The sequence below is a fragment of the Nocardioides sp. TRM66260-LWL genome (genome assembly GCF_020075545.1).
GTDB lineage: Bacteria > Actinomycetota > Actinomycetes > Propionibacteriales > Nocardioidaceae > Nocardioides.
Genome location: NZ_JAIQZK010000005.1, coordinates 205,980 through 225,297 on the forward strand (window position 1 = coordinate 205,980; position 19,318 = coordinate 225,297).

Consider the following 19,318-nt stretch of genomic DNA (forward strand, 5'->3'; position numbering starts at 1 on the left):
GAGGACCGCTGGGCCCGCCGAGCCCGCTCACCGCTCGTCCCCCGCCACGATCCGCTCGTCGCACAGCGCCGGCGGTCCGCCGCGGGTCGCAGCCACCGGGCGCGCGCCCGGGTCGCCGGCCGGACGCGACGCCGTCGTCGTCGGCGCGGGCGCCGCCAGGCCGTCGGAGGCCGCGACTCGATCCGCGCGCGCGGCGCCCGCCTTGAAGAGCGGCTGCTTGGAGGCGGGGTCCCAGCCGGTGAGCGTCAGCTCGTTGGCCGCGCGCCCGCCGTCGCCGTCGGGGGCGTCGCCGGTGGTGTCCCAGTAGCCGTAGTGGAACGGCACGAAGAGGGCGCCGGGCCGGATCCCGCCGACCCGCAGACGAGCGAGGACCGAGCCGCGCGGCGTCGCGACGCGAAGAAGGTCGCCCTCGGCCCAGCCCTCGGCTCGGGCGTCGTCGGCCGACGCCTCGACCCACACCTCGGGTGCGGCGGCCTGCAGCTGCGGGGCGCGGGCCGTCTTGGTGCGGGTGTGGAACTGGTACAGCGTCCGGCCGGTGATCAGGTCGTACGGATGCTCCGTCGTGGTGGGCTCGTGCGACGGCAGGTGCTCGCACGCCTTGAGCACCGCGCGGCCGTCCGGGTTCAGCGCCCGGTACTCGGTGGGCTCGACGGGTGCGCCGGTGACCAGGTCGCGTCCGTAGCCCTCGCAGTCGTCGGCACGCGAGCGGAAGTCGCCGTCGACGTAGAGCCGCTCGGTGCCCTCGGGACGCTCGTCGGTGCACGGCCACGGGATGCCGCTGCCACCGCGCAGCCGCTCGTAGGTGAGGCCGGTGTAGTCGCACTGCCGGCCGCGCGAGCACTCCTTCCAGGCCTCGAACGCCTCCTCGGGCGACGTCCAGCCGAGGAGCGGCGCGCCGTCACGGTCGCGCAGGTCCAGGCGCCGCGCCAGGTCGAGCAGGATCTCGAGGTCGGGGCGCGCCTCGCCGGGAGGGTCGACGGCCTGCTCGGAGAGGTGCACGGTGCGGTCGGCGTTGGTGAAGGTGCCGGTCTTCTCCGCCCAGGTCGCCGCCGGCAGCACCACGTCGGCGAGCGTCGCGGTCTCGGTGAGGAAGAGGTCCTGGACCACGAGGAACAGCCGATCCTGGCCGAGCAGCGCCCGCATCCGCGCGAGCTCGGGCATCGAGACCGCCGGGTTCGTGCCGCTGACGTGCAGGAACCGGATCGACCCGTCCTCCACGTATCGCATGATCTGCATGGCGTGCGTGGGAGCCGAGTGGTGCGGGATCCGCGAGGTCTCGACGTTCCACAGCCGCGCCAGCTCCTCGACGTGGGCGTCGTTCGCCCAGTTGCGGAAGCCCGGCAGGTCGCCGTTCGCGCCGCATTCGCGGGTGTTCTGCGCGGTGGGCTGCCCGTTCATCTGCAGCACGCCGCAGCCGGGACGACCGAGCATGCCGCGCAGCAGGTGCACGTTGTTGACCTGCACGGCGGCCGCCGTCGCCTGGTGCGACTGGTAGAAGCCCTGCAGCACGGTCGACACGAGCCGCTCGGCGTCGCCGATGATCCGGGCGGCACGGCGCAGGTCGTCCACCGGCACGTCGCACACCTCGGCGACCCGCTCCGGCGGGCACGCCGCCACCGTGCGCGCGAGCTCGTCGAACCCGACGGTGTGGGCGTCGAGGTAGGCGCGGTCGACGCGATCGTGCGCGATGAGCTCGTGCAGAAGACCGTTCATCAGCATGACGTTGGTGCCCGGCCGCGGTGCCAGGTGCACGGCCGCGCGCTCGGCCACCGGCGTGCGGCGCGGGTCGACGCAGACGATCGCCGGCGGCTGCGGCCCGTCGAGCCGGTCGAGCATCCGCGTCCAGAGCACCGACTGGGTCTCGGCGACGTTGTGGCCGTAGAGGCAGATCACGTCGGCGTGGTCGACGTCGGCGTACGAGCCGGGCTGTCCGTCGCAGCCGAACGACTCCTTGAGCGCCGCCGCCGCCGTCGCCGTGCACAGACGCGTGTTGCCGTCGAGGTGCGGGGTGCCGATGCCGCCGCGGGCGAGCACCGCGAGCGTGTAGTACTCCTCCAGGAAGAGCTGCCCCGTGGTGTGGAACCCGATGGACGAGGGCCCGCGCTCCTCGATCAGCTCGCGGGCCCGCCCGGCGACGGCGGCCATCGCCGTCTCCCAGTCGGTCTCCACCAGCCGCCCGTCACGACGGATCAGCGGCCGGGTCAGGCGGTCGGGCGAGCCGTTGGCCTGCCAGCCGAACAGGTCCTTGGGGCCGAGCCGACCGTGGTTGACCCGATCCACCGCCCGGCCACGCACGCCGACGATCCGACCTGCGCGCACCGCCACGTCCATCGCGTCGCCGTTGGAGTGCAGCAGCGACGCCGCCTGCACCCACCGCTCCACGTCGTCCTCGGCGACGCCCGCCGCCAGGTGCTGGTCGACCCGCACCGGCCACGGCTCTCCCGCCCCGTAGGGCGTCCGAGTGCCCCACGGCTCGGCGATCCGATCGATCTGCGTCCGCTGCTCCATGCGCCCACCTCCGCTGTCGTGGCGTGAGGCGGTATCCGTCCGGAGGACGCGCCATGCGCGGACTGCGGCCGCCGTTCGGGTGGACGCCGGCCCTGCGGCGGACCGACCGCCGGCCGTTCCGTGACGCGCACGGCACTCCGGGGCGCCGCGGGAGGTGCCGGCCGCGTCACGGAGTGCAGGATTCCCCGGATATCCGGGGAATCCTGCACTGCACCGCCGCGCCGAACCCGACCCGGAAAAGCAACAGGCCCACCTGCATGACTGCAGGTGGGCCGCTGTGCGCGAGGGGGGAGTTGAACCCCCACGCCCTTTCGGGCACACGGACCTGAACCGTGCGCGTCTGCCTATTCCGCCACTCGCGCGAGTGCTGGGCGAGGTTATCCCAGCCGCGACGACATCCCCAAACCACGGCCCCCACCCGGGATGAGTCGTCCGGAACCGACGGCCCGTTACGATCGGGCTCGATCCGGCGTCGGCCGGGTCCTCGGCCTGCCCGCCGCACGCCGGCAAGCACGGTCGTGGAGTCGAGAGGAGGCCCGGTGAGCGGACTGCAGCGGTTCGAGCAGCGCCTGGAGTCCCTCATCAACGGAGCCTTCGCGCGCGCCTTCCGCTCCGCCGTGCAGCCGGTCGAGATCGCCGCGGCGCTGCAGCGCGAGTGCGACAACAACGCGCAGATCCTCTCCCGCTCGCGCCGCCTGGTGCCCAACGCGTTCCACGTGGAGCTGAGCCCGAGCGACCTCGAGCGCCTCGCGCCCTACGACTCCGCGCTCGCCGCCGAGCTCACGAAGCAGGTCGAGGAGCACGCGACGACGCAGGGCTACGCGTTCCCGGGCCCCATCCAGATCGAGTTCGAGCGGGCGGACGACCTCGCGACGGGCCTGTTCCGCATCCGCAGCCAGGCGCAGGCGCGGGTCACGGGCACGGCCACCGACACCCAGATCCGCCGGGCGCGGGCGTTCCTCGACATCAACGGCACGCAGCACCCGCTGCACCCGCCGGGCGTGGTGGTCGGACGCGGCACCGACGCCGACATCCGCATCAACGACCCCGGCGTCAGCCGCCGGCACGCGCAGATCGCCGTCTCCTACCGCGGCCAGCACCAGGAGCAGGTGAGCGTCGAGGTCGTCGACCTCGGCTCCACCAACGGCGTGCTGGTCGACGGGCAGAAGCGGGCGCGCTCGATCGCCGACGACGGCACCGAGGTGCGCGTCGGCAACACGACCATGACCGTCCGCGTCATCGAGGAGCGGGCCGATGTCTGAGCTGACCCTCTTCCTGATCCGCATCGCCTACCTGGCGATCCTGTGGATCTTCGTGCTCTCGGCCATCTCGGTCATCCGCTCCGACATGTTCGGCGCGCGCGTGCCCGAGGCCGCCCGCACCGCACCGCCCCGCAAGGAGCGGAAGGAGCGCAAGGCCAAGCCGCCGGCCAAGCGCCGCGGCTCCCCCACGCACGTCATCGTCGTCGACGGCTCGAACGCCGGCGAGCGCGCCGAGCTCGGCGAGACGCCGGTGCTGATCGGACGCGGGTCCGACGCCGCGATCCGCCTCGACGACGACTACGCCTCCACCCGGCACGCGCGCATCGCCGCGTCCGGCGACCAGTGGTTCGTCGAGGACCTCGGCTCCACCAACGGCACCTACATCGGCAGCGTCCGCATCACGCAGCCGACCACCGTCACCGTCGGCACGCAGGTGCGCATCGGCAAGACGATCATCGAGGTGCGCAAGTGAGGAGGGCCGGCTGATGTACCGGCTGCTCTACTCGGCGCTCTCGGACGTCGGGCGGGTCCGCAAGGACAACCAGGACTCCGGCTACGCGGGGCCCTGGGTGCTCGCGGTGTGCGACGGCGTCGGCGGCGCCGCCCGCGGCGACATCGCCAGCGCCACCGCGATCAGCCAGCTGCGGCGGCTCGACGTGCCGGCCCCGACCCCGGCGGGCTCGCGGCTCGGCGACACCGGCGTCGACCTCGCGAACGCACCGTCCACCGGCGCGACCGACCCCGAGACCGGCACCGTCGAGCTGCTCGGCGAGGTCTCCGGCGCCCTGCACCGCGCGCACGACCGCATCGCCGACCTCGTCGACGAGGACCCCGCCCTCATGGGCACCTCCACCTGCGCCACGCTCGCCCGCTTCGACGGCCACCGCATCGCGCTCGGCCACGTCGGCGACTCCCGCGCCTACCTGCTGCGCGACGGCGTGCTGCGCCAGCTCACCAAGGACCACACCTTCGTCCAGAGCCTCATCGACGAGGGCCGCATCAGCGAGGCCGAGGCCCGGGTGCACCCGCACCGCAACGTCATCCTGCGTGCGCTCGACGGCCAGACCGAGCTCGAGCCCGACCTCTTCGTCGTCGACCTCGCGGCCGGCGACCGCCTGCTGCTGTGCTCCGACGGCGCCTGCGGCGTGCTCGAGGACGACGTCATCGCCGCCCTGCTCGGCGACGGGACGCCCGACTTCGCCGCCGTCGAGCTGGTGCGCGCCAGCCTCGAGGCCGGCTCCACCGACAACGTCACCTGCGTGGTGGCCGAGGTGCTCGACGACGCCGGCGCGCAGGCGCACGCCGACGAGCTCGCCGAGCTCCAGCCGCTGCTCGTCGGCTCCGCGTCCGAGCTGCGCCGACGCATGCCGCGCGGGCTGCTCTCCACCCGGCGTCACCGCACCCCCGACGGCGACGGCGGCGAGGGGACGACCAGCTCCGCCGGCGCCGTGGGCGTCGCCGACCTGCCCGACCACGCCATCACCGCCGACCCGCCCGACCCCGAGGCCGTGCGGTACGCGCCCCGCGCGCCCGAGCGGCTGCGGTGGCTGCGTGCCCCGCTCATCGGGCTGGTCGTGCTCGGCGTCGTCTGGCTGATCGGCGCGGCGGCGTGGTCGTGGAGCCAGCGGCAGTACTACATCGGCGAGCAGGACGGCGTGGTCGTCATCTTCCGCGGCGTCAACGCCGACGTCCCCGGCCTGAGCCTCTCCACGCCGTACGAGCGCAGCGACCTGCCGCTCAGCGAGCTGTGCACCTACGACGCCGACCGCGTGCGCGCCACCTTCGGCACCAGCGGCCTCGACGAGGCGCGCCAGGCCATCGCCAACCTGGGCACCCAGGTGGCCTCGGCCCGCGACTGCGGAGGGGACGCCCCGTGAGCACCCCCGGCCTGACCACCACGGGCGTCACCGGCCCGCTGCTGCAGTTCGTGCACCGGCGCCGCCGCGGCGCCGAGCTGTTCCTGCTCGTCCTCGCGCTCGTCGTCGGCATCGGGGCGTACGCCGCCGCCGGGCTGGGCGTCGAGGGCCGGGTGCCGGCCGACATCGTCGGCTACGGCGGCTGGCTGGCCGGCCTGATCCTCGGCGCGCACGTCGTCGTCCGGCTGGTCGCGCCGTACGCCGACCCCGTGCTGCTGCCCGTGGTCGCCGCGCTCAACGGCCTCGGCCTGGCCGTCATCCACCGCCTCGACCTCGCCGGCGACTCCGACTTCGCCCGGCGCCAGCTCATCTGGATGACCCTCGGCGTCGGCCTGTTCGCCGGCACCCTGCTGCTGCTGCGCGACCACCGCGTCCTGACCCGCTTCACCTACACCTGCGGCCTGGCGGCGATCGTCCTGCTGCTGACCCCGCAGGTGCCGGTGCTCGGCAAGGAGATCAACGGCGCCCGCATCTGGATCGGCATCGGCCCGTTCTCGCTGCAGCCCGGCGAGGTCGCGAAGGTGCTGCTGGTCATCGCGTTCGCCGGCTACCTGGTGCTGCACCGCGACGCGCTGGCGCTCGCCGGGCGCCGGGTGCTCTTCGTCGACCTGCCGCGCGGCCGCGACCTCGGCCCGATCCTCGGCATGTGGGCGATCTCGATGGTCATCCTGGTCGCGCAGAGCGACCTCGGCTCGAGCCTGCTGTTCTTCGGCCTGTTCCTGATCATGCTCTACGTCAGCACCGAGCGTCCGGGCTGGCTGGTGGTCGGCGCGATCATGTTCGTCATCGGCGCCGTGCTCGCCACCATGTTCGTCGGCCGCGTCGGCGACCGCGTCGACCTGTGGCTCGACCCCTACGCGTTCTTCGGCGACGGCACCAGCGACAAGGGCCGCCAGATCGTGCTCAGCCAGTTCGGCTTCGGCTGGGGCGGCCTGCTCGGTCGCGGCCTCGGCGGCGGCAGCCCCTGGATGGTCTACTACGCCAACTCCGACTTCATCACCTCCTCCATCGGCGAGGAGCTCGGGCTCACCGGCCTGATGGCCGTGCTCGTCATGTACGGCCTGATCGTCGAGCGGGCGCTGCGCACCGCCGTCATCTCGCGCGACGGCTTCGGCAAGCTGCTGGCCACCGGTCTGGCGGGCGTCTTCGCGCTGCAGGTGTTCGTGGTGGTCGGCGGGGTCACCCGGCTGATCCCGCTCACCGGCCTCACCGCGCCGTTCCTGTCCTACGGCGGGTCGTCGCTGGTCGCGAACTGGGTGATCGTGGCCCTGCTGCTGCGCATCTCCGACCTCGCCCGACGTCCGGTGCCCGACCTGTCCGCCGAGGCGGACGAGCCCGACGAGGAGTCGACGCAGGTGATCCGGCTGTGAACCGTCCGATCCGCACGCTCTCGGTGTTCTGCCTGGTGCTGTTCCTCGCGCTGATGGCGAACGTGACCTACCTGCAGTACTGGAAGGCCAGCTCCCTCGACCAGGACCCGCGCAACCGGCGCGCCGTCGACGCCTCCTTCTCCCAGGAGCGCGGCGCGATCCTGGTCGGACGCACGCCGGTGGCCCGCAGCGTCCCGTCGAAGGACCGCTACGACTACCAGCGCACCTACCCGCAGCCGCAGCTCTACGCGCCCATCACCGGCTGGTTCAACTACTACAACGCCCAGTCCGGCGGCTGCACCAGCTGCCAGCAGATGGTGGAGCAGACCCAGAACCGCGTGCTCTCCGGCGAGGACGACAGCCTGTTCGTCAGCCGGCTGGTCGACCTGCTGAGCAACCAGCAGAGCAAGGGCGGCAACGTCGAGCTGACGATCGACGCCAAGGCCCAGCGCGCCGCGTACACCGCGCTCAAGCAGGTGCTCGGCCCGAACGGCCAGGGCTCGGTCGTCGCCATCCAGCCGCGCACCGGCAAGGTGCTCGCGATGGTCTCGCTGCCCAGCTACGACCCGAACCTGCTCGCCGACCACGACCTCGCCAAGGTCAACAAGGCCGCGCAGCGGCTGCAGGACGCGCCGGGCCAGCCGCTCACCAACCGCGCCATCCAGACCACCCTGCCGCCGGGCTCGACCTTCAAGCTGGTGACCGCCGCCGCGGCGATCGAGGACGGCCTCTACACCAAGAACGACCTCGTGCCGGGCGGCGCGACGTACCAGCTGCCGCTGACCAGCGGCTCGTCCGGCCTGATCGACAACGAGGGACGCAACTGCGGCTCCGACCGCATCCCGTTCGCCCAGGCGCTGGAGAACTCCTGCAACACCACCTTCGCGCGGCTCGGCGTCGAGCTGGGCGCCGACCGGCTGCGCAAGCAGGCCGAGGCGTTCGGGTTCAACTCCACCTACTTCGACGACCTCCTGCCGCAGGCCGAGTCGGTCTTCCCGGCCGACGCCAACAAGCCGCAGGCGGGGCAGAGCGGCATCGGCCAGTTCGAGGTGCGGGCGACCCCGCTGCAGATGGCGATGGTCGCCGCCGGCATCGCCAACGACGGCAAGGTGATGCGGCCCTACCTGGTCGACTCCGTCCAGTCGCCGGAGTTCGAGCAGATCGACTCCACCAAGCCGCAGCAGCTCTCCCAGGCGATCAGCGCGCGCACCGCCAGCCAGCTCACCGACCTGATGGTCTCGACCGTCGACGAGGGCACCGCCGCGCCGGCTGCGATCCCCGGAGTCAAGGTGGCCGGCAAGACCGGCACCGCGCAGAGCGGCCTCCCCTCGGTGCCGCCGTACGCCTGGTTCACCTCCTTCGCGCCGGCCGACGACCCGCAGGTCGCCGTCGCGGTCCTCATCCAGAAGGCCCCGACCGTGGCCCGCGGCGACATCGCCGGCGGCCGGCTCGGCGGCCCGATCGCCAAGGCCGTGATGGAGGCGGTCATCAAGTGAGCACTAACGACGTCCGGTACGCCGACGACCAGCACCGCTACCGCCTCGACGAGCACCTCGCGAGCGGGGGCATGGGCGACGTGTGGCGCGCCACCGACACGCTGCTCGGCCGCGCGGTCGCGATCAAGACGCTGCGGGCCGGCTTCGCCGACGACCCCGCCTTCCGGGCGCGGCTCAACGAGGAGGCGCGGCACGCGGCCGCGCTCCAGCACCCGAACATCGCGGCGGTCTACGACGTCGGCGAGGGCACGCAGAGCGGCATGCCGCAGCCGTTCCTGGTCATGGAGCTCGTCGACGGCCAGCCGCTCTCGGCGCTGCTGCGCGGCGGCGAGCCGATGAACCCCGACGCCGCCCGCGAGCTGCTCGCCCAGGCCGCCGACGGGCTCGGCGCCGCCCACGCCGCCGGCATCGTCCACCGCGACGTCAAGCCCGCGAACCTGCTCGTCACGCCGGCGCGGCAGGTCAAGATCACCGACTTCGGCATCGCGCGTGCCGCCACCTCGGCCGGCCTCACCCAGACCGGCACCGTCCTCGGCACCCCGCAGTACCTCTCGCCGGAGCAGGCGCGTGGCAACCCGAGCACATCCGCCTCCGACGTCTACTCCCTCGGCGTGGTGGCCTTCGAGGCGCTGGCCGGACGCCGTCCGTTCGAGGCCGACACCCCGGTCGCCACCGCGCTCGCGCACCTCAACCAGCCGGTGCCGGCGCTGCCGGCGAGCGTGCCCTCCGACCTCGCGGCCGTCGTCACGCGGGCGCTGGCGAAGGACCCCGAGCAGCGGTTCGCCGACGGCGCCGCCTTCGCCGCCGCGCTGCGCAGTCCCAGCACCGTCGTGCTGCCGCCCGTGGCGCCCGTCGCGCCGGCCGCGCCGGCGGAGGCCGCGACGGCGGTGCTGCGCACCGGTCCCGTAGCCCCGGTGCCGCCGATCACCACCTCGACCACCGTCTCGGACGCCCCCGCGCAGCGTCGCTCGGCCGCCACCGGCGCGCTGCTGGCGCTGCTCGCGGTCGCCGCGATCGCGGGCATCATCGCCCTGGTCGTCCTGCTGAACCGGGACGACTCCCCGACCCAGGCCGCCGAGACCCCGCGTCCGACGCCGAGTCGCACCGCCTCGGAGCGGCCCTCGTCGACGCCCACCCAGGCCAGCCCGACGGTGCAGACCGTCGACGTGCGCAGCAGCGACTACGAGGGCCGCGACTACCGCGAGGTCCGCGAGCAGCTGACCCGCCTGGGCCTCAAGGTCGTGCTCAACGAGCTCACCAACGACGGCAGCCAGACCCCCGGCGCCGTCGAGCGCGTCAGCCCCGAGGGCGCGCTGGTGCAGGGCGACTCCGTGACGATCAGCTACTGGGGCGCCGCGCCGACGCCGACCCCCACGCCCACCCCGACCCCGACCCCGACGCCCACCCCGACGCCGTCCCCGACGGCGCCCGCGTCACCGTCCGCGTCCGGCGGAGCGGGCACGCCGCCCGCACCGCCCGCCTCCCGAGGAGTCGCCCGATGACCGAGCAGCCCACGGTCGGCGGCCGCTACGAGCTCGGCGAGCTGCTGGGACGCGGCGGCATGGCCGAGGTCCGCAAGGGCACCGACACCCGGCTCGGCCGCGTGGTCGCCGTCAAGCGCCTGCGCACCGACCTCGCCAGCGACGCCACCTTCCAGGCGCGCTTCCGCCGCGAGGCGCAGTCGTCGGCGTCGCTGAACCACCCGGCGATCGTCGCGGTCTACGACACCGGCGAGGAGCCCGCCTCCGACGGCTCGGGCGTGCAGCAGCCCTACATCGTCATGGAGTACGTCGCGGGCCGGACGCTGCGCGACATCCTCCGCGAGGGCCGCAAGATCCTGCCCGAGCGCGCGCTGGAGATCACCAGCGGCGTGCTCTCGGCGCTCGACTACAGCCACCGGGCCGGGATCATCCACCGCGACATCAAGCCCGGCAACGTCATGCTCACGCCGAGCGGCGACGTCAAGGTGATGGACTTCGGCATCGCCCGCGCGATCAGCGACGCCGCCTCGAGCATGACCCAGACGGCCGCCGTCGTCGGCACCGCGCAGTACCTCTCCCCGGAGCAGGCCCGCGGGGAGACCGTCGACTCGCGCTCGGACGTCTACTCGGCCGGCTGCCTGCTCTACGAGCTGCTCACCGGACGTCCCCCGTTCGTCGGCGACTCGCCCGTCGCCGTGGCCTACCAGCACGTGCGCGAGCAGGCGCTGCCGCCGTCCGACCACGACACCGAGCTCACCCCCGAGATCGACGCGATCGTGATGAAGTCGCTGGCCAAGCGGGTCGAGGACCGCTACCAGTCGGCGGCCGCCATGCGCAGCGACATCGAGCGCTACCTCGCCGGTCGTCCGGTGCAGGCCCAGGCGCCGGCGCCGCTGCCCCCGACCACGACCCTGCCGCCCGTCGCCCCGCGTCCGGCGCCGATGCCCGTGCCGGTGCCGGTGCCCGCGCAGGAGTCCGACGACGACGGCCCGCGCACCGGCTTCCTGCTGGCGCTGGCGGCGCTGGTCATCGGCATCATCGTGGCCGCGATCTTCCTGTGGCCCAAGCTCTTCCCGTCCGCGCCCGAGCAGGTGCAGGTGCCCGACGTCGTGCGGATGAGCGAGAACAGCGCCAACGCGGCGCTCGGCGACGCCAACCTCACCGTCGGCACCGCCAGCTTCGAGCCGTCAGGCACCGTGCCGCAGGGCCGGGTGATCTCGCAGGACCCGCCGGCCAACGCGTTCGTCGACCCCGGCACCACCGTCACGCTGACGATCAGCGCCGGCAAGCCCGAGGTCGCCATCCCCGACATCGTCAACCAGATGCGGCAGCAGGCGCAGGGCACGCTCACCGACGCCGGCCTCAAGCCGCGCTTCCAGGTGGTGGAGTCCGACGAGGCCGCCGGACAGGTCATCCGCACCGACCCCGCCGCCGGCACCAAGGTGGCGTCCGGCTCGACCGTCGTCGTGTACTACTCCGACGGGCCGGAGGAGGTGCCCTCGGTGGTGGGCCTCACCCAGTACCAGGCGACGCAGAAGATCATCCGCGCCGGCTTCAAGCCGGTCGTCCGGCAGGACCCCACGAGCACGGAGAAGAAGGGCACGGTCGTCGACCAGCTGCCCGAGCCGGGCACGACCCAGCCGCAGGGCAGCGAGGTCAACATCTTCGTCTCCGCCTTCGAGCCCACCCCCTCCGCCAGCCCGACGCCGTCGGGCCAGCCGACGCCCGGCGGTCCGGGCAACGGCGGCAACCCTCCCGGCCAGGGCGGCACCCCGCCGGGGCAGCAGCAGCCGACGCCCTGACCCAGCCCGCGCCGGCCGGCGAGGTCGGCCTCGGGTCGGGCGGGTCAGGCGACGGGCTTGGCGTACGACAGCCGCAGCACGTCGTCGTAGGCGGGCGCGCGCACCTCGTCGCGCCGCATGCCCCAGCCGATGCGCACCGCGGGGTCCTGCGACTGCTGCACGTACCCGCGCACGTAGGAGTCGGAGGTCAGCGCGCTCTCGAGTGACGACTGGTCGCCGACCGCGGAGATGACGTACGGCTGCGGGTAGGGCACGCCCTGGATGGTGATCGAGTTGCCCTCGCACTTGATCGCCGTGGTGGTGACGACCCGCTGGCCCTGGATGGTCACCGCGGTCGCGCCGCCGCGCCACATGGCGTTGACGACCGCCTGGACGTCCTGCTGGTGCACCACGAACCACCGCTCGTCGATGCCGCTCTCGCGGTCGACCTCGAGGGGGCTGTCCGACAGCGTGACGGTGACGCCCGGTCCGCGCACGGGCGCCAGGCCCGCGGGGCTGCGCAGCCGCTCGGTGCGCTGCTGAAGCCGCGCGACCTCGGGATCGTCGACGCCGGCGGCGAGCTCGGCGACCTGGCCGTTGAGGTCCTGCACCCGCTGGCGCAGGGCCTCGTAGGACTGCGACTCCGCGCGCACGAGGGACGCGACGTCGGGGTAGCGGCCGGGTCGCAGGTCGGTGCCCTGGCTGCGGGCGGCGCTGACGGCGAGCAGCGAGCCGCAGAGGACCAGCACGACCGGGGTGCCGACGCGCCAGGCGCGGGAGCCGGGGCGGCGGGGACGGCGTCCGACGGTGCGCCCGAGACCGCTGCGCACCCGCGCCACCAGGGCCGTGCCCCGCGTCGCGCCGTGGGCCGTGCGGTGGGTCGTGCCGTGGGCCGACGCACCGCCCCTCACGTGCTCCCCCTCGCTCACGACGTCTAGGCTACGGGCGTTCGACGCCGATCCCCATCCCGTAGTCAACCGCCCGAGGAGACGTCGTGGCCAAGCTCAAGCGCAAGCCGGCCGATCAGGCCTTCGCCGACCCGATCCGGGGTCCGATCCTGACGGTCCGCGCGGTGCTCGCCCTCGTCCTCGTGCTCGGCGGCATCGCCTGGATGGCCTACTACTACGTGGGCGTGCGTCCCGACGTGCTCGGCGACGACCCGAAGGGTCCCGCCTTCATCGGCGACCTCGCGGACTACAACTACCTGATCGGCTTCGGCGCGATCTTCCTCGGGCTCCTGATCGCCGCGCACCCCTCGACCCCGCTCGGCCGCGGGCGGGGCGTCGTGGTCGGCATGCTCGGCTGCTTCCTCCTCGGCCTGCTCTGGATCTGCACCTTCTACGTCATCTCCAACGACGTCTCGCAGGTGCCGGTCTTCAACGACCTCGGCCAGAAGAACCTGCTCGTGGGCATCGCGTTCATGGCCGTCGGCTTCTCCTTCGCGACCCGCTGGGAGTGAGCGTCCTCCACACCTGGGGATGACCCTGGGGAGGAATCACACGCGTGTAGTTCTCCCCAGGAACGTCCACAGTTGTGGACGCACCGGACCGTTCGTCCACAAGGTTCTCCACCGCCTGGGGGCGGGGAGCGTGACCCGGCTCACCTGCGAGCCGGGTCTCGCTGCGTCCGGGCTCAGACCTGCAGGCTGAGCGTGCGGAGCGCGGTGATCGCGACGAGCACGACGCCGACGGCCACGAAGCCCCCGACCTGCACGAGGGTGCGGCGCTCGCGCGGGGCGTAGGCGAGCAGGGCGCCGAGCGCGGCGCCGCCCAGGAAGCCGCCGAGGTGGGCCTGCCAGGAGATGTAGCCCGCGCCGACCAGGGTGATGACGAAGTTCAGGCCGATCCAGAACAGGATGCTGCGGTAGTCGCCGCGCACCTTGTAGGCGATGACGAGCAGCGCGCCCATCAGGCCGAAGATCGCCCCGGACGCGCCGAGCGTGGTCGAGGGGCCGGCGGTGGCGTAGACGAGCACCGAGCCGGCCAGGCCGGAGAGCAGGTAGAGCGTCAGGAAGCGCCAGCGGCCGAGCACCTGCTCCAGCTGCGGGCCCAGCGCGTAGAGCGCGAACATGTTGAAGGCGATGTGCAGCACCGAGACGTGCAGGAACACGCTGGTGAGCATCTGCCAGACCGCGCCGTCGGCGACGCCGGGGACGAACGTGCCGCCCCGGCCGACGCAGCCGGCCTCGCTGGCGCCGTAGAAGAAGCCCCGGGAGAGGCCGCAGAGCGACTCCGCGTGCAGCGACAGGCGGTCGACGAGCAGGCTCGCCGCGCCGCCCGTCGCCTGCACGAGGGCGAAGACGAGCAGGTTGAGGCCGATCAGGGTGAGCGAGACGACGCCCGGACGGCTGGGGATGACCCCGCCGAAGGACGTGCGCGCCTGCGCGATGCTGCGACGCCCCTCGGCCACGCACTCCGGGCACTGGAAGCCGACGGCGGCCTCCGTCATGCAGTCCGGGCAGATGGGTCGACCACACCGCTGGCAGCTGATGTAGGTCTCCCGGTCGCGGTGCCGGTAGCAGGTGGGCACGCCGGTGCCGGGGACGGGCTGCGGCGTGGCCGGGGGCGTCGTCATGCGTCAGGCCTCAGGGGGTGGCCGCTCAGCGGCCGGTGATCTCGACGGACTCGATGACGACCGGCTCGAGCGGACGGTCGCCCGGGCCCGTGGCGGTGGTGGCGATGGCGTCGACGACGTCGCGGCCGGCCTGGTCGGCGACCTCGCCGAAGATGGTGTGCTTGAAGTTCAGCCAGGTGGTGGCGCCGACGGTGATGAAGAACTGCGAGCCGTTGGTGCCCGGGCCGGCGTTGGCCATGGCGAGCAGGTAGGGCTTGTCGAAGACCAGCTCGGGGTGCGGCTCGTCCTTGAAGGTGTAGCCCGGGCCGCCGGTGCCGGTGCCGAGCGGGCAGCCGCCCTGGATCATGAAGCCGGAGATGACGCGGTGGAAGCCGAGGCCGTCGTAGAAGGGGCCGGTCTTGCCGTTGCCGGCGTCGTAGGACTTCTCGCCGGTGGCCAGGCCGACGAAGTTCTCGACCGTCTCGGGGGCGTGGTTCGGGAACAGGTTCAGGGTGATGTCGCCCCGGTTGGTCTTGAGGACGGCCTGCAGGTCAGCCATGACTGCCTTTCGATTGGCGTGGGTGTACGTCTGGGTGAACGACGCGGCCGCGTCGTGCGCGACGATCTTTCCACGGGTGCCAAGATGACCGGCGTCCCCCACCTGCACGCCACCACGAGAGGAAGTGACGCGTCATGCGTCTGCGCAAGAAGAAGTCCCTGCTCGATCAGGCCCAGGATCGCGTCGGCTCGGTGGTGGAGTCGTTCGAGGACCTCGTCGAGGGCTTCGTCGACCAGCTCGAGTCCGCCGCGGGCACCGCCCGCGAGGAGGCCGCGCACCGCCTCTCCGACGCCCGCTCCAAGGCCGTGCCGGCGCTGCAGGACGCCCGGGCCAAGGCCGTCCCCGCACTCCAGGACGCGCGTGACAAGGCCGTCCCGGTGCTGCAGGACGCGCTGAGCGAGGCCCGCTCGAAGGCCGCCCCGTACGTCGCGCAGGGCGCCTCGCTCGCGCAGGAGCGCGCGGCCGACGTGGCCGGCCGCGCCCAGGCCCGCGTCGCCGAGCTCACCGGCCAGCCGGCGCCGAAGAAGAAGCGCTCGAAGGTCAAGACCCTGCTCATCGTCGGCGGTGTCGCCGCGGCCGTGGGCGTGGTGGCCAAGCGGCTGCAGGGCGGCTCGAAGCCCGACGTGTGGCAGTCCGCGTACGTGCCGCCGGCCGCGCCGAGCAGCGCGCCCGCGTCGTCCTCCGCCGGCGTCGTCACCACCCCGGCCACCGAGGCGCCGAAGCACGTCGCCGACGACGCCGGGGCCACCCCGGACGAGGCGATCGCCGACGCCGCCGAGGCTCCGCGCAAGGCCACGACGCCGGAGGAGCCGGTCGAGATCGTCGAGCTCGACGCCGCCCCGCCGGCCGAGGACCGCTGAGCCGCACCGCATCGGTTCCACGTGGAACGTCGAACGGCGGCCGTCCCCTCGCGGGGCGGCCGCCGTTCGGCGTCTCGGGATCGTGCGGCGGGCTCGGCGGCTCAGGCGCGGACGAGCTCAGGGTGCTGCTCGCGCAGACGGGCCGCGACGCGCGCCTCGACCCAGAAGATCAGGCCGGGGATGAGGCCGGCGATCATCATCAGCCCGAACTGCGGCAGCGACCAGCGGGCCTTCTGCGTCAGCACGAACGCGACCACGACGTAGACGATGTAGATCCAGCCGTGTACCAGCCAGACCAGGTCGAGCCGCTCGCCGAGGGTCTGGAGGCTGCTGCCCTCGCTGAGGCCGTACTTGAGGACGGCGCTGAGGGTGCCGACGAGCAGCAGGACGCCCACCACGAGGGCGAGCACGCGGTAGGTGACGAAGAGCCGGTTCACGCGTTCGACGGTACCGGGTGGTCGTCCGGAGCCGGACCGGACGGGGTGGCAGTGCCGTCCCCGAGGTCGTCGGGCTCGCGCGTCTCGTCGCGCACGAAGCGGCCCCAGATGTAGAGCGCGAAGAGGCCGAAGAGCCACCACTCGATGGCGTAGAGGAAGTTGCGCAGGCCGGTGAAGCGTCCGCTGTCGGGCAGCGCCGCGAGGTCGGCCTTCACCAGCCCGGCCGACGGGGTGTCGTCGACGACGTAGGCGCTGTAGAGGTCCTGGTCAACGTGCTGGATCAGGTCGGCGATGCGCACCTGCGGGATGACGTCGTCGTCGGGATTCGGGTCGGTCTCGCCGGTGCCCTCCGTCGGCTGCAGCGACCCGACGAGGTCGACCTCGCCGCTCGGTGCGGGCGGCGCGTCGGCCACGGTGGGCACCCAGCCGCGCACCACCGGCACGGCCGGCCGGCCCTCGCCGCCCACGGCCACCGGCGTCACGACCCAGAAGCCGTCGACGCCGTCGTGCTCGCGGCCCGACACGAACACCGTGCCGGTGGGCACCCAGGTGCCGCGGACGTCGACCGGACGCCCGACGTCGGCGCCCGGGAACGGATCGTCGGAGCCCATCAGATCGGTGAGCGGACGCGGGGTCTCCTGCGTCAGGTCGATGCGCTCGGCCTGCTTGCGCGCCTGGTAGGCGTCGTACTGCCAGACGCCCAGGCCGGTGGCCGCCGACACCGACACCAGCATCGCCGCATGGGCCGCGAGGAGGCGCGGGGCGAAGGCGCTGGTCACGCCCTCCAGGGTACGGGGCGCTCCGGTGGTCCAGCCTGTGACGCCGGTCGAGCCGCACCCGGTGGCCGAGCCCCGCACGGTGGCCGAGCCCCGCACGGTGGTCGAGCCCCGCACGGTGGTCGAGCCCCGCACGGTGGTCGAGCTTGTCGAGACCCCCGCACCCGACAGCGGCCGGGACCTACCGCCCGCAGACCGCGAAGGGCAGATCCTCGCGCAGGGCCAGATCGGTCGCCGCCGCGGGCGCCTTCATCCGGAAGCCGAGGCGTCCCGACTGCGGGTCGGCGACGCCGCCCGCGAAGACCCGCGTGAAGCTCGCGCGCTGCTCGGCCAGCCGCAGTCGCGTGAAGAGGTCGGTGCGCTTCAGCCCCAGGCGGGCCGTGGCGAGCGCGCCCTCGAAGGTCATCGACCAGGCGTCCAGCGACTCGACCCGCGGCGTGCCCGCCGGCGCCGCCACGCAGCCCCGACGCACCACCACCCCGTCCGCCGCGGTGGTGCCGACGAGAGGCTGGATCGTCTCGTCGGACGCCCAGCTGTCGGCCGGATCGGGCAGCGTGCCCTTGACGACGACCGTCCCGTCGGCGATCCGCGCCCCGGCGAGCGGCCCGACCCCGGCGTCGATCGCCTCCTTGACCGACGCCATCGGGGTGCCGTCGCGGAACCGCAGCACCCAGCCGGTCTCGACCCCGTCGTCCCCAACGAGGTGCGCCTCCCACGAGACGTCCTCCTGGCCGATGCCGTAGTCGTCGCGCAGCCGCTTCTCGTCGTCACGCAGCAGGCCGGGGCTGAGCAGCGCGGCGCCGCGTGCGGCCCGCCGCCAGAAGTCGTCCCGCTCGGCCTGGCTCATCCCGCGCGTCAGCTCGACGCCCAGCTGCTCGGCCACCCGGTCGTAGTCGGTGACCGTCAGCAGCGCCGTGCTCTCCGGCACATAGGGCAGCACCGCCGAAGCCGGCAGGTCGGCGTCCGGCGTGGGCGTGGCCGACGGCAGGACGTCGGGCTTCGGCGCCGCGCTCGGCGGCGGGATTGATCCCGCACAGCCGGTGACGGTCACCAGCAGCGTGCCCGTGGCGAGGGCGCGGGTCAGGCGAGAGAGCACGGGGCATTGTGCAACATGGAGGCGGCCTGCCCGGCACGGACGAATCGCTCAGTAGCCGAAGACATGCACGCTCAGGACGTCGATCTCGCGGCGGCTGTCGCCGAAGAACGCGCCGAGCCGCCGCGCCACGACCGGGAAGGGCTTCTCGCGACCGGACCCGTCCCTGGAGAAGTTCTGCATGGGGACGACGAGGAACAGATGGTGCGCATCGGGAGCGATGTGCGCCTTCCAGAGATCCTTCAGGTCGTGGTTGTTCGTGATCGTTCCGCCCCGCTCCACCTCCGCGATCACGCCGCGTCCGGGGCCGAGCCTGAAGATGAAATCCGGTCGAGCCTGCGTCACGAATCCAAGTTCGGCGGTCAGGACGACCTCCTCCTCGAAGTGGAGATCGACGCGGAGCAATCCACCCACATGTCCTTGCACCACCGCGCTGGATGCCCCGTGAACGTGGAGTCGACGCAGGTCGGAGGCCGTGTCCGAGAGATGTCGACGCAGGCGGTCCGCCATCGCGTCGACGAGCGCGAGTTCCCCACGAAATTCGTCCGGAACGACGTGCTTGACGTGCCGCACATACGGTTCCACCGGCGCAGCTTGGCATCGAATACAGACCGAAGCTAGTGCGGGAATTCTGCGTGATGCGGTTGCACACGACATCCCCAGGACGGCGCACGACGGAGTTCGCCGATGCTCGAGGAACGCTTTCAGCGGTCCACGAGCACGGGCCGACCCAGCGGGAGATCCGCGCGAGTTCCCGTCGAGGACGCAGGAAGTTGGTGGAGCCTAGGGGACTCGAACCCCTAACCCCCTGCTTGCAAAGCAGGTGCGCTACCAATTGCGCCAAGGCCCCGATGCCACCCGGAGGCGGCGGGAGTGCGGGCGCGAGGCCCGCGATGCTGCGGTGAGGTCAGCGACGGACGGCGTCGACGGCCTCGGCCCAGAGGGCGTGCTCGGCCTGGCTGGAGTCGTACTTGCGCTTGGCCAGGACGGCGCCTGCGGCGGTGAGGACGACGAGCAGGATCTTCTTCATCGAGGACTCCTCGGTTGCAGGCGGGCTGCGGTCGGTGGGCCTAACAGGACTTGAACCTGTGACCTCTTCCTTATCAGGGAAGCGCTCTAACCGTCTGAGCTATAGGCCCGCACCCGGCAGGCCGGGGGCGGTCGGTTGACCGAGGGGGAACACTACCCCAGCGTCTCGGACGCCGACAAAACGGTGCGGCGGTCGG

At 73.0% G+C, this 19,318-nt stretch carries 18 protein-coding genes and 3 tRNA genes; 9 read left to right on the forward strand and 12 right to left on the reverse strand.

Annotated features, from left to right (window positions below; translation table 11 throughout):
- Positions 1-27 precede the first annotated feature (27 nt).
- Positions 28-2,508, reverse strand: a complete 2,481-nt coding sequence (locus tag K8Z61_RS13595; protein ID WP_224130407.1) for a molybdopterin oxidoreductase family protein — start codon at positions 2,506-2,508, stop codon at positions 28-30.
- Between the two features lie 278 nt (positions 2,509-2,786).
- Positions 2,787-2,870: transfer RNA gene (locus K8Z61_RS13600), tRNA-Leu, on the reverse strand.
- 177 nt (positions 2,871-3,047) lie between these two features.
- On the opposite strand from K8Z61_RS13600, the gene K8Z61_RS13605 reads away from it, so the two are divergent.
- Genes K8Z61_RS13605 through pknB form a run of 7 tightly spaced genes read left to right on the forward strand, consistent with a single transcriptional unit; the run spans position 3,048 to position 11,835 of the window.
- Positions 3,048-3,770, forward strand: a complete 723-nt coding sequence (locus tag K8Z61_RS13605) for a DUF3662 and FHA domain-containing protein (protein ID WP_224130409.1) — start codon at positions 3,048-3,050, stop codon at positions 3,768-3,770.
- A complete protein-coding gene (locus tag K8Z61_RS13610; protein ID WP_224130411.1) occupies positions 3,763-4,242 on the forward strand; it encodes an FHA domain-containing protein in 480 nt (159 codons plus the stop codon). Before K8Z61_RS13605 ends, K8Z61_RS13610 begins: the two co-directional genes overlap by 8 nt.
- Positions 4,243-4,255: 13 nt before the next feature.
- Entirely contained in the window at positions 4,256-5,647 is a 1,392-nt protein-coding gene (locus K8Z61_RS13615; protein WP_224130413.1) for a PP2C family serine/threonine-protein phosphatase, read from the forward strand.
- On the forward strand, positions 5,644-7,056 hold the full coding sequence (locus K8Z61_RS13620) for an FtsW/RodA/SpoVE family cell cycle protein (protein ID WP_224130415.1): 1,413 nt from the start codon (positions 5,644-5,646) through the stop codon (positions 7,054-7,056). The genes K8Z61_RS13615 and K8Z61_RS13620 overlap by 4 nt, the downstream gene beginning before the upstream one ends.
- A complete protein-coding gene (locus K8Z61_RS13625) occupies positions 7,053-8,552 on the forward strand; it encodes a penicillin-binding protein 2 (protein ID WP_224130417.1) in 1,500 nt (499 codons plus the stop codon). The genes K8Z61_RS13620 and K8Z61_RS13625 overlap by 4 nt, the downstream gene beginning before the upstream one ends.
- Positions 8,549-10,054, forward strand: coding sequence for a serine/threonine-protein kinase (locus tag K8Z61_RS13630; protein ID WP_224130418.1), 1,506 nt, complete (start codon positions 8,549-8,551; stop codon positions 10,052-10,054). Before K8Z61_RS13625 ends, K8Z61_RS13630 begins: the two co-directional genes overlap by 4 nt.
- Positions 10,051-11,835 (forward strand): Stk1 family PASTA domain-containing Ser/Thr kinase, encoded by a 1,785-nt coding sequence (pknB, locus tag K8Z61_RS13635; protein ID WP_224130420.1) that lies wholly within the window; start codon positions 10,051-10,053, stop codon positions 11,833-11,835. The genes K8Z61_RS13630 and pknB overlap by 4 nt, the downstream gene beginning before the upstream one ends.
- A 44-nt stretch (positions 11,836-11,879) precedes the next feature.
- Here pknB and K8Z61_RS13640 read toward each other — a convergent pair whose 3' ends face one another.
- On the reverse strand, positions 11,880-12,743 hold the full coding sequence (locus K8Z61_RS13640; protein WP_224130422.1) for a DUF881 domain-containing protein: 864 nt from the start codon (positions 12,741-12,743) through the stop codon (positions 11,880-11,882).
- A gap of 65 nt (positions 12,744-12,808) precedes the next feature.
- Here K8Z61_RS13640 and K8Z61_RS13645 point away from each other — a divergent pair, with 65 nt between their 5' ends.
- A complete protein-coding gene (locus tag K8Z61_RS13645; RefSeq protein WP_224130424.1) occupies positions 12,809-13,273 on the forward strand; it encodes a cell division protein CrgA in 465 nt (154 codons plus the stop codon).
- A 173-nt stretch (positions 13,274-13,446) separates the two neighbouring features.
- Here K8Z61_RS13645 and K8Z61_RS13650 read toward each other — a convergent pair whose 3' ends face one another.
- Positions 13,447-14,388, reverse strand: a complete 942-nt coding sequence (locus K8Z61_RS13650) for a rhomboid family intramembrane serine protease (RefSeq protein ID WP_224130426.1) — start codon at positions 14,386-14,388, stop codon at positions 13,447-13,449.
- Positions 14,389-14,413: 25 nt separating this feature from the next.
- On the reverse strand, positions 14,414-14,926 hold the full coding sequence (locus K8Z61_RS13655) for a peptidylprolyl isomerase (RefSeq protein ID WP_224130428.1): 513 nt from the start codon (positions 14,924-14,926) through the stop codon (positions 14,414-14,416).
- 134 nt (positions 14,927-15,060) lie between these two features.
- On the opposite strand from K8Z61_RS13655, the gene K8Z61_RS13660 reads away from it, so the two are divergent.
- Positions 15,061-15,786, forward strand: coding sequence for a hypothetical protein (locus K8Z61_RS13660; protein ID WP_224130430.1), 726 nt, complete (start codon positions 15,061-15,063; stop codon positions 15,784-15,786).
- Positions 15,787-15,887: 101 nt separating this feature from the next.
- Here K8Z61_RS13660 and K8Z61_RS13665 read toward each other — a convergent pair whose 3' ends face one another.
- From K8Z61_RS13665 to K8Z61_RS13695, 7 genes are all read right to left on the reverse strand, one after another.
- Entirely contained in the window at positions 15,888-16,223 is a 336-nt protein-coding gene (locus tag K8Z61_RS13665; protein WP_224130432.1) for a DUF3817 domain-containing protein, read from the reverse strand.
- Positions 16,220-17,002 (reverse strand): SURF1 family protein, encoded by a 783-nt coding sequence (locus K8Z61_RS13670; RefSeq protein WP_224130434.1) that lies wholly within the window; start codon positions 17,000-17,002, stop codon positions 16,220-16,222. Before K8Z61_RS13670 ends, K8Z61_RS13665 begins: the two co-directional genes overlap by 4 nt.
- Positions 17,003-17,180: 178 nt before the next feature.
- Complete coding sequence (locus K8Z61_RS13675) at positions 17,181-18,095, reverse strand: hypothetical protein (RefSeq protein ID WP_224130436.1); 915 nt, start codon at positions 18,093-18,095, stop codon at positions 17,181-17,183.
- A gap of 48 nt (positions 18,096-18,143) precedes the next feature.
- A complete protein-coding gene (locus K8Z61_RS13680; protein WP_224130438.1) occupies positions 18,144-18,665 on the reverse strand; it encodes a hypothetical protein in 522 nt (173 codons plus the stop codon).
- Between the two features lie 201 nt (positions 18,666-18,866).
- Positions 18,867-18,942: transfer RNA gene (locus K8Z61_RS13685), tRNA-Ala, on the reverse strand.
- A gap of 57 nt (positions 18,943-18,999) precedes the next feature.
- Complete coding sequence (locus tag K8Z61_RS13690) at positions 19,000-19,122, reverse strand: DLW-39 family protein (protein ID WP_224130440.1); 123 nt, start codon at positions 19,120-19,122, stop codon at positions 19,000-19,002.
- A 35-nt stretch (positions 19,123-19,157) separates the two neighbouring features.
- Positions 19,158-19,231: transfer RNA gene (locus tag K8Z61_RS13695), tRNA-Ile, on the reverse strand.
- Between the last annotated feature and the right edge of the window lie 87 nt (positions 19,232-19,318).